We start from the raw sequence: 10,469 nt of genomic DNA, 5'->3' as shown, positions 1-10,469 counted from the left end.
TATCAACTCATTTCTTACCAATAAGTAAGTAATCATTCTTATTACATATATCTCCTCATACTACCTCACTCAAATAGTTTCGACAACTATTTCTTCAGAGACTAAACTTGAGGACTAAAATTTTATGTTATATGGGCATTCTACCAAAATAGATACTGTATATTGATTTAATTCTAAATAATTCTATGGATTCTACTGGTAAACTCAGTATAATAAGAAGGGCCTATATTGGTCAAGTGCAAATTCAGGTTTAACCTAAGACAAACGATTGGGACTGAATAAGATGGGGAACTTTTACAAACAGAACACCGGGCCCTAGGGCCCGGCGTTCTGTTTGTAAAAGTTATGTAGTGATGTCTAGTGATGACCAGCCGTTACCTGAGTAAGGGCCTTTTCAATATCAGAAGCCATTGATCGGGTGTATTGATAGCCTATGCGGAATAACTCACGTGCCTTTCTAACGTCGGCTGGACTGTAGCCCGCTAAATCGCCAGGCTCTAGCAGAACAGTACAGCGGGGAAATTTTGCTTTTGTTTTACTCTGAACAGCCAAAATAATACTACGCTCAATAACACCCCGCATTGAGCGTATTGGCTTGGTCATACCAAACGAGTTGCAGTGCGAACCAATCAGAAAATCTACTTTATCGTCAATCACCTCAACGGGCAAATTATTCAGCACACCGCCATCAACAAACTGGCGTTTATTAATAAGCATTGGCTCAAAAATACCCGGCAGGCAACACGACGCCAGCACTGGCCGAATCAGTTCGCCTTTTTCGAAGATCACCTGCTCACCTGCGTTTAAATCAACCGCCACAACGTGCAAGGGTATCTGTAATCCTTCAAACGAATCGTGTGGAATGTATTTCTTGTAAAGCTCACTAGCCGTATCGATTCGCAGCAGGCCCATCCGATTCCAGGCAGGCCGCAAGTGGCGCATAAACGATGATGATTCAATAATTTTCAGGCCCTCATCTGGTGTATACCCCTGAGCTATCAAGGCGCCAACAATAGCTCCAGCGCTGGTTCCGGCAATCTGATCAAAGCCTATGCCCATTTCCTGCAAGGCTTTGATGATACCCAAATGGGCAATCCCGCGCGCTCCGCCACCCGATAATACCAGACCAATTTTCATACGTTTCAGTTAATTGGTTTGATAACGGTATATGTAGTTTTTTGGTTTTATAGCATGTACCGCAACGGCCGACCGTCCACGCTACAGCAAATCCCCCAATTTCCCTTTCTCCCGAATTCGAACTCCTCTTTCTGTCAGTTCAACGGTAGCAGCTTCGGTGGTAGGATCATGTTCAAAAATCAGAATCCAGTTTTCTTGCGCAGCCTGTTTCAATAGCTGAGTTTTCTCGTCCATTGTCAGCAGAGGCCGTACATCATAACTCATTACATACGGTAACGGAATATGCGCCGATGACGGAATCAGATCAGCCATGTAGGCTGCTGTCCGGCCATTGATACGAAACAAAGGCAAGGCCATCTTTTCGGTATGCCCGTCCACGTATAGCAAGTCAATATCGGTAAAAGGAAACGGACGCTCAGTCAGAAAGGATAACTGGCCGCTTTCCTGCAAAGGCATAATATTTTCGTGAAGGAACGATGCTTTTTCACGCGGGTTCGGATTTGTCGCCCATTGCCAATGCCCCGGATGTATCCAATAGGTAGCATTCTGAAAGACGGGCGTTAATTGTTCGTCATCGCGTCGAACGGCTCCACCCACATGATCGAAGTGCAGGTGCGTGAGCAGCACATCTGTAACATCGGCTTCTGAATAACCCGCTTTGTGGATAGAGCCCAGCAAGGTGGCATCGCCATGAAGATCATAGTGACCAAAGAACTTAGCGTCCTGTTTATTGCCAATGCCGGTATCTACGACCAGAAGTCGATTGCCTTGTTCATAAAGTAAGCAACGCATGGCCCAGGTGCAGCGGTTCTGTTCGTCGGCAGGATTGAGTTTTTGCCAGAGTGGTTTGGGTACAACGCCGAACATGGCCCCGCCATCAAGCTTAAAAAGACCGGTATCGAGGGTTTGGAGAGTCATAAACGAGTTTTTCGGCAAGTTAGGATTTTATCCTACTTACCGAAAAGACGAGCCCGCCAACCAGTTGCAGTAAACTTGGCACTTTACATCGTTTTCCCGATTCAATTACTTATTCGTAGCAATTGGCGAGCTCCACTGTAGGGTTTTATCTGGTTTCGTCTTTGTTAAAGCAATTGTGCCATATGCATCCAGACCCATATACACAAATGAGTCATCCGACAGGCGAAGAATATCGCCACTTTCGGACGAAATAACGGGCTCGCTTCTGGTCTGATGAATTTGTTCGACTCCGGCCAGATCGGTCGTTACGATTTCAGTACTGTTGGGGTAAGCATAAAAAACGAATTCATAGCCATCGGTCGATGCAAAAATTCGTATTGGCGTACCAGCGTATGTACTACGTAGCGGATATAATTTACTCCACTGGATATTGCCATCTTTATCGAGCTTATATAAAACTGCAGTAGCTGTACTGGATGTATTTCGCCCTACTAACACATAGCCCTTATCTGTCGATTCACTAACCGTCAGATTATCCGTAAATAAGCCATATTTTCTGAGCCAGATTTGCTGACCATTCGCGTCTGTTTTAAGCAGAAATGATTCATATCCCCCCGGCTGAGCACTATTGTAGCCAGACCATGAAATCATCAGGCCGCCATCGGATGTAGCTGCCAGTCTATAGGCACCAGGAAGTGTATTGGTTGCCTGTGTATAGGATCGACTCCATAGCAATTTCCCCTGCTCATCAAAGCGCATCAAAAAATACGATTCATTACCTAAATGAGCACTGATAATGAATCCCTTATCCGCTAAAGAAAGAATTTTCTGTATCGTAAAATAGAGGCCTAAGTTTACCCCATCAACAGCTTGTTTCGTTAGCACTTCGCCAGTACTATTGAGGTGGCTCACAAGCAGTTGATATGTGTTCTGCGTAAGAAATGGGGGGATCAATTGAAAAACCAGATAGCCGCCGTCACTTAACGGGTGAATCAATGGCGTGCTCCCTCCAGTACCAACCAGTTTAGACCACTGAACCTGTCCTAACTGATCCGTTTTAACGACCACAACTTCATTTCGCGTTATGTAGGATATACCATTATATAATGACACCGCCTGATTGAAGGCCTGTCGCAGGAGTACCGTAGCAAATCCACCATCAGAAGTCAGGCAAACATTACCAGTAGGCTGGTAGGTTTTATGAGGCACATCCTGTTCCAGAACGGGCGTTTCACTAGTCGACAACTCAATTGGTTTACAGGCGTTTAGAACACCAATAAAGCTCAGAAAAAGTAGTAATGGTTTCATCTGAATAGCTTTTTTAAAAACGTCGGCCAATAGACAGACCGGGACTTGGGAATAGATACGTCGTCTTTTTCCAGACTACATCATCATAGGCTTTCGAACTCGTTCTAGTCTCGGAGTAGATCATGCCGGCAACATACAGACGTACCAGCCAGGTTTTAGGAGCATAACGTAAACCAGTAATAACTCCGGGTATATAGGCCTGACTGGCAATTATTCCTTTCTGACCCAAGACACCTGCATACCCAACTTCGACCTGAAGCCGACGCCCCCAAAGCAATAGTAGGCTATGATGTGTGGAAACAGACAGTTTATCGTCGCAAGGCCCCCAAAGACAGAGCTTTGGGATAATACCGGCTCCTGCACTTACTTCTATTGCGCCGGCATACGACTGACGTTGGGTGGCAAATTGGATAATCTGATGGTGGTAGCTGACGCCAAGTACAGGTGTATTGCCCAGCAAATCCAACGTCATGGCCTGTTTTGCTTCTTCAGGAGCTGGTATCAGCGACGAACTCTCCTGACCCAAACCAGGGGTGCGGCTACCTAGTATGAAAAGCAGGGCCAGCAAATAGTATCGATAGGTAGGCATACAAAATAGGTTTACAGTTGATGAAAGAGCCTTTTCAGGGCTTATACAGGTTGGCCTGGTTGACCTGATCCACAATGGAGAGTTTTCGGAATCGCCGAGGTACCTCAACCGCTATAGATTGTTTTTTTGCATCTACACGTCTACTTATAGACCCGCCAACTAATGCCCCAGGAACCGAAAAAATTAAACCATAGGCAATTGCATAATCGCCCGCTGTAGCGCGTAGCCTCGAAAGTGCGATAGTTTCAGGGTCCCCGCCATGAATAAACCCGGTGACTACCCCAATCAACGTACCAAACAGCAATCCTCTGGCACCGCGGCCACGGCGGTGAACCGTTATCAGGCTTATAGCCGAATACCGATACGTTTGTAAAGGAATTACTCGTCTGACAGAATCAGTTGGTGGTAACGTACCTCCCCGCTGAACAATGAGCGCATTCAATTTCGGTTTTATCCCTTTAATTGGCGCCAAAACGAGCGTAGAGTCTGTCACTTCATACAGAACACCCGTCGCAAATTGACCTCGTGATTTTAGTGTTATATCAGCTACGTAGCGCCGTAGAAAAAAACTGGGGCCTTTAGTCTGACTGTACCCTGATTGACTAAGAGCCAGTCCTCCGATTAGTAGAGCAATAAGTCGAACATGCATAGCTACTTATTGGTTAAGAAGGCCATCTTTAAGATAGCTGGTTCGGATAAAATTTTGAAGGCTATTGCTGCTGTCGATGCGCGCCCAATCGAAAGCCAGCGCCTACTGTGAACGTAAACCGGTTATAAGTCAGATCATAGTCTATCGTTCGGTTATTCCCAGACTGTTTTAGTTCATTGTGTAGCCGCCCAAAAGCCGCATCGTACCGTCCGCCTAACTCCATAAAGAATTTACGGCGGGCCGGGAATCGTACGGCTGCGTCGATCACCAACCCAGGTACGATGGATGTTTGTCTGGTTGGTCTAGAGGACCCAGGAATAATGGATGCAAAGTCTACTCCTGTTTCGTTAAGCAACCATTGAACGGACGGGCCTATACTGATACGACGGGTACGTTGCCGTGAATAGTAACTGTAAAGGGGTGCAAACGAAATTGTCCGCCATCGTATATATGCACCGCTACTTCCTTCCACAGACCCTTCAAGGAGGTTTAGATTAACAGCCATACTCGAGTGAGTTTGAAAATACTCAACTCGCAGCCCTATACCCGGTATTGCCTGAGTAGCAGGATACGATTTTGTCCCAAAAAAACCGGAAGAAGCTCCCCCCAACCCATTAGCTTCCATTAGGCTTCGGATTGATGAAGAAGGCGTATAAATAGGTACTGCCAATTGAACAGTAATCGCCCAGCGAGCTAGTGGGGGACTCAAAGTCTGAGCGAAGGCAGAACCTGAAATAGTTAGAAAACCAGCCCAGAAAACAAGGAGGTTATGGTAGAATAGTACGCAAAACCTAGCCATGATTTTTTGATTGGGAGTAAGCTTGATAAAATAAGTGTGGATAGAAGAGGTACTCTGTTAATTAACACCGCTGATTCTGTGGAGTAGAAGCGAATCAAAATTGCCTGTCAACTTCACAACAAAACAGCATCAGTTGACCAACGGAGGGGTTGAGTTGTACAACGGAGGTTTTTACTAGATTACAGGATCGGCTATGGCTGCCAACATCCTCATTCCTCCCCTACCAATCGCTTCATTAAATCGGGTTTTGCGCGCCGGGACACGTCAACCGTACACCCATCGTCAAGAACTACCTGCCCACCTTCGCCACGTAGGTATTTGACCACATGATTGAGGTTGACAATGTACGATTTGTGGGTACGAAAAAAGGATTCTCCTTCGGCACACAGATGCTCAAACTCGGCTAGTCCCCGCGATGCGAGAACAGTTTTCTGATTCGAGAAATGAATGGTTGTGTAACTCCCGGCCGCTTCGAGCCAGGTGATGTCCCCTACTGGAAAAAGCAATATTCCGTCGAGGGTAGGAATCGCCATTTTCCGAATCCGCTCCCGGTCTTCTTTCATGCTCCGCAACAGGCTACGCATGTCGTCGGATAGAGGGTCCTGGCGATGTTCATGTTGCAGTTTCTCCGCCAGCAACTTGTTATTTCGGGCCAGTAGTTCCTCATTCTCGCCCGCACGCGTTAACGCTAACTGCTGCGCGGTCTGGTATTCAGCCTGATAGGTTTGTAGTCGGTCGGCCAGGGCCAGGGTCAGGAGGGTAGCTTCACAGGCAGCTCCAAATTGATACCCATACACAACCCAAAGGTGCGTAAATGTCAGTACGTCAAGCAATCCCAGTACGCTCGTCATGGCGCCAGCAATATAAAAGCTCCAGGCCAGCAGGTAGTAGCGAGCCGGTCGATAGCCTTGTCGATAGGTTCGAACCCCCAGTATCAGAAGAGACACAAAGCCTAACAAGGTCAGTCCGTAAAAAGCCCGCTCCAAACCGGGTACCTCAAGCAGACGCAACAGTGTGGTTAGGCCCACCAGACTTAGTAAGCCAATGAAGTAGCGAAAAAATAGGGGTAGAAATTCTCGGGTACGCAGAAAATTCATTGAAAACCAGACGGCTGCGCCAAACGTCATAGCCGTAATAAGTAAGTAGAGCCGTCCATTATTAAGGGCCGGAAACGAGCGCCAGAGCAGATCATATAATAAACCCTCAAACGACATAAAGGTGAGGCACGACAGCGTCACATAAACGGCATAAAGCAGATAAACCCGATCTCGAACAAGACCATATACAAACAGATTAATAATCACCATTACCAGCATCAATCCCATTACCGCTCCATTGAAAAGCGACTCTTTTTGAAGGTGACTTACAATTGGACGAACAGGGGCCAGCAAAACCGAAAAATGAAGGATATTATCGTCGCGAAGGGCCAGAAATACCGTATGAGGCTGTTTACCAATCGGTAGTACAACGGTGTTGGTCAGAAAATAGCGATTTTCAAACGGTTGTAATACGCCCGAATGTTGCTCCGTAATAGCGCCGGTTTCGTTGATTACATAGAGATCAACATAATCGACATCCTGCGTCATGAAGAGCAGAAAAAGCGAGTCCTGTAGCGGATTATCAAGGTGAAATTTTAGCCAGATACGCGAAGTTGTATGTCCAAAATTCAATTTTTGTTGCTGACTGAGTCGGTAAGTCGAATCTGGTTTAGCAGCTACCTGGGCAAATGTCAGCTGAAGGGTAGGATCATCTAAAATAAGCGCCTTCGGGCCCAGCTCCACCAGTTGATCTGGAACAGGATTCGCAACTGGCTGAGCCGCTGCAGACAGCGCACTCACAATCAGTAGAAAGAGAACCCGTACATAAATCATATCGTATCATCGAACGGACAATTGCCTGATTGTGAAATTATAACAAATTTATCACGTTCAAACTTTTCCTAGTTATTGGGCGTATATTTCACACTATACCCTCGCACATTCAATGAAACGCATTGTTCACAAACACCCACTGGCGATTCGGTGGTTTCACTGGATTAACTTTCCGGTTCTATTCGTCATGATCTGGAGTGGGCTGCTGATTTACTGGGCTTATGATCCTTATAAAATCCAGATCGGCGATTATACCCTCATCTCGTTTTTCCCCGATGGCTTTTACAAATTTCTTCATGTGCAGCGTCGACTGGCCGAAGGTATGGCCTGGCACTGGGTCTTTATGTGGCTGTTTATGCTGAACGGCCTGCTGTATGTTGGCTATACGTTTATATCTGGCGAATGGCGGCATCTGGTACCCAACTTAAGCTCGTTCCGTGAAGCTATTCAGGTAACCCTTTACGATTTGGGCCTCCGCAAAACGCAACCGCCCTTTATCAAATACAATGGTGCCCAAAAGATTGCCTATTTTTCTATTATGCTCATGGGCGTCGGCTCGGTTTTAACGGGCTTTGCCATCTATAAACCCACCCAATTTTCGTGGCTGACAAGCTTACTAGGTGGCTACAAAGCTGCCCGTCTGGAACATTTCGTGCTGACGATTGGCTACGTCCTGTTTTTTGTCATTCATATTGGACAGATAATTCGGGCGGGCTGGCAAAATTTCCAGTCGATGGTAACCGGTTTCGAAGTAATCAAACCGCATAACCCAGAGCATCCTGTAAAACCCGAACCTGTTATTGATCAGCCCGTTGAGCCAGAAACCGACGGACCACTCGAACCATCTCCCACTATATCGCCCGCTCTATCATGAACCAGCCAACTGAACCCGAGCTCCCAGAGAATGATATTCCTGAGTCAGTCGCTCGCAGGAAGCTAATTAAATCGTTTGGCTGGTTTGCGCTGGCGAGTGCCGTACCCGTTGGTGTGTATGAATGGGTTACGAAAAGCGCCGGTGCTCAGGGCATTAAACGACCGCTTCGAACGGTTTTAAATGCCAATGAACAGGTTGCCAGAACGTACTTCAGCAATACGCACTTAGTACCCACATTTGCGGTAGAAGATGCAGCAAAAAAGGCGCGTGTCAATGGTTACGACGGCATTAAGAGCCCTATTCCTGAAGACTGGAAATTGCAGATTGACCACCCTTCAGGAACAGGTCAGCCACTTATGCTGACCGTCGACGATATTAAAGCCTTGCCTAAACATGAGATCGTGTACGAGTTCAAGTGCATTGAGGGCTGGAGCCAGGTGCAACATTGGGGTGGAGCGCGTCTGTCCGATTTTCTGGCAAATTATAAGCTGGGCACCAAAAGCGGTAACGGCCCCAATCCTGAGAATGCCGACGATTTATATAAATACGTAGGTCTGGAAACGCCCGACAAAGGGTATTATGTAGGTATCGACATAGAAAGTGCGATGCACCCGCAAACGTTGCTGGCCTATGAACTGAATGGCCAGCCGATCACAGCTCCTCATGGCGCTCCACTTCGGCTAATTATTCCCGTTAAATACGGTGTAAAGAACCTGAAACGTATTGGCCGAATGTTCTTCTCCGACGAACGTCCACGCGATTTTTGGGCCGAACGAGGCTATGATTATTATGTAGGTCTATAAACACAACAAGGACAATATGAACCACTTGCTTATCCTCTTGACTGCCTTCGGTATGGCAGCCTTCTTACCGGCTGACAAACCGGCAAAACCAGCGGCCCAGCCTATTATTGTACTGGAATTGTTTACCTCGCAGGGTTGCTCCAGCTGTCCACCAGCCGACAAAGCTTTGCAGGACATAACCCAACAGGCTGCCCGCTCTGGTCAGGCTGTCTACGGACTCTCTTTCCACGTCGATTACTGGGATCGACTTGGCTGGCAGGACCCATTCAGCGCTAAACAATATACAGATCGTCAACGTCAATACGACAGAACCCTTAAAAGCCAGACATATACCCCTCAGTTGATCATTAATGGTAGTCAGGGTGTAATTGGTGGACAACGTGGCCGAATCGAACAGGCGATTCAAGCCATTCAGAAACAACCAGTATCAGCTTTTGTCGGTGTCGATGGGCACGTTGTTCAAGACGCGAAACAGATAACCGTCTCTTATACTTTATCGGCCGCAGGCCCCTACCGCATAAACGTAGCGTTAGTGCAGAAAGAAGCGCGGACTGCTGTGCAGAACGGCGAAAACGGGGGAAAAACCTTAGTGAATACAAACGTTGTCCGGCAATTTAAAACCATTGACGAAGCAGGAACAGGGGGCAGCACGACTTTACCATTGCCTGCTGGCCTGGGTGCTAACCAAACGGCAGTACTGGTGTATGTTCAGCGTACCGATAACGGGCAAATCGTTGGCGCGAAACAGTTATAAGCATTCAGCGGTTTACTAAATGACTTATAACCCGATTGCATCTTGACGCAGTCGGCAGGACATAGACTTATACTCAACGAATTATGAAAAAATCACTCACAGTTTTATCCTTGCTGTTAATGGGAGTATTAGCAGCTGCCCAAACCAAGCCCACATCGTCCACAACTACCACACCCACTCCGCCGACTGTTATTTCGGTCATTGAGAGCGTGAGCGGAAAACAATTCCTGCCTGATACAGCCTTTGCAGCGTTGTCGGAGGAAGATGAGACGTTATTGACTAAGGAGCCAATTGCCAACTGGGGTTTACTACAGGAATCTGGGCCCTCTATGGCCTATTCTAACCTGGTTATCGGCACTCGATCTTACCAATTAGTTATTACGAGGCAACCTAAAGAAGTGTTCCCCAAAGCGATGCTACTACGTTTTACTACGCCCAAGTCGAAGCCGGAACCCATTGCCCGTGGTACGCTTAAGCCCAAGGCAGATGAAAAACTAAAATAAATAACCTTTTTGACATTGAGAGCGCGGCATACCGCGCTCTTTTTTTGTTTTAAGCTATTCCTGATCGCGTTTGATGAAATCAGATCCGACACAACTTTTCCTCCCGCATCTTTAATTAACTCCCTTCTTTCTTGCTGTAAATTGAGTTTTACTACTCAAATTATAACAAAAACGTTGCTCCTTATTCAAAATAAAGCTTCAGTAATTACTTGCACTATTTTAATAAATATAATTTTATTCAAGTACAAATACCTACAATATATC

11 protein-coding genes are annotated in these 10,469 nt (G+C 46.6%); 4 read left to right on the top strand and 7 right to left on the bottom strand.

Going from position 1 to position 10,469, the window contains the following annotated elements; genetic code table 11:
- Positions 1 to 357: 357 nt before the first annotated feature.
- The 7 genes from GO755_RS17495 to GO755_RS17465 all read right to left on the bottom strand — a co-directional run bounded on the left by GO755_RS17495 (position 358) and on the right by GO755_RS17465 (position 7,271).
- Positions 358 to 1,137: a patatin-like phospholipase family protein gene (locus GO755_RS17495; protein WP_157586484.1), complete on the bottom strand. Its 780-nt coding sequence runs from the start codon at positions 1,135 to 1,137 to the stop codon at positions 358 to 360.
- An 81-nt stretch (positions 1,138 to 1,218) separates the two neighbouring features.
- Positions 1,219 to 2,055 (bottom strand): MBL fold metallo-hydrolase, encoded by an 837-nt coding sequence (locus tag GO755_RS17490; protein WP_157586483.1) that lies wholly within the window; start codon positions 2,053 to 2,055, stop codon positions 1,219 to 1,221.
- Between the two features lie 105 nt (positions 2,056 to 2,160).
- Complete coding sequence (locus GO755_RS17485) at positions 2,161 to 3,363, bottom strand: hypothetical protein (protein ID WP_157586482.1); 1,203 nt, start codon at positions 3,361 to 3,363, stop codon at positions 2,161 to 2,163.
- A gap of 13 nt (positions 3,364 to 3,376) precedes the next feature.
- Positions 3,377 to 3,952, bottom strand: coding sequence for a hypothetical protein (locus tag GO755_RS17480; RefSeq protein WP_157586481.1), 576 nt, complete (start codon positions 3,950 to 3,952; stop codon positions 3,377 to 3,379).
- A gap of 34 nt (positions 3,953 to 3,986) precedes the next feature.
- Positions 3,987 to 4,601, bottom strand: coding sequence for a hypothetical protein (locus tag GO755_RS17475; protein ID WP_157586480.1), 615 nt, complete (start codon positions 4,599 to 4,601; stop codon positions 3,987 to 3,989).
- Positions 4,602 to 4,662: 61 nt separating this feature from the next.
- Positions 4,663 to 5,400, bottom strand: coding sequence for a hypothetical protein (locus GO755_RS17470; protein ID WP_157586479.1), 738 nt, complete (start codon positions 5,398 to 5,400; stop codon positions 4,663 to 4,665).
- Positions 5,401 to 5,609: 209 nt separating this feature from the next.
- Complete coding sequence (locus GO755_RS17465) at positions 5,610 to 7,271, bottom strand: 7TM diverse intracellular signaling domain-containing protein (RefSeq protein WP_157586478.1); 1,662 nt, start codon at positions 7,269 to 7,271, stop codon at positions 5,610 to 5,612.
- 112 nt (positions 7,272 to 7,383) lie between these two features.
- Between GO755_RS17465 and GO755_RS17460 the strand changes: the two genes are divergently transcribed.
- The 4 genes from GO755_RS17460 to GO755_RS17445 all read left to right on the top strand — a co-directional run bounded on the left by GO755_RS17460 (position 7,384) and on the right by GO755_RS17445 (position 10,205).
- On the top strand, positions 7,384 to 8,145 hold the full coding sequence (locus GO755_RS17460; RefSeq protein WP_157586477.1) for a cytochrome b/b6 domain-containing protein: 762 nt from the start codon (positions 7,384 to 7,386) through the stop codon (positions 8,143 to 8,145).
- Entirely contained in the window at positions 8,142 to 8,948 is an 807-nt protein-coding gene (locus tag GO755_RS17455) for a molybdopterin-dependent oxidoreductase (protein ID WP_157586476.1), read from the top strand. Before GO755_RS17460 ends, GO755_RS17455 begins: the two co-directional genes overlap by 4 nt.
- 16 nt (positions 8,949 to 8,964) lie before the next feature.
- Positions 8,965 to 9,702, top strand: a complete 738-nt coding sequence (locus GO755_RS17450) for a DUF1223 domain-containing protein (protein WP_157586475.1) — start codon at positions 8,965 to 8,967, stop codon at positions 9,700 to 9,702.
- Positions 9,703 to 9,785: 83 nt separating this feature from the next.
- The gene (locus GO755_RS17445; protein ID WP_157586474.1) at positions 9,786 to 10,205 is read left to right on the top strand and encodes a hypothetical protein; all 420 of its coding nucleotides are present in this window, start codon (positions 9,786 to 9,788) and stop codon (positions 10,203 to 10,205) included.
- Positions 10,206 to 10,469: the final 264 nt, after the last annotated feature.

The organism is Spirosoma arboris, assembly GCF_009754945.1.
GTDB lineage: Bacteria > Bacteroidota > Bacteroidia > Cytophagales > Spirosomataceae > Spirosoma > Spirosoma arboris.
The sequence above is the reverse complement of the archived record's forward strand: the minus strand, read 5'-3'. Positions and strand labels throughout refer to the sequence as shown.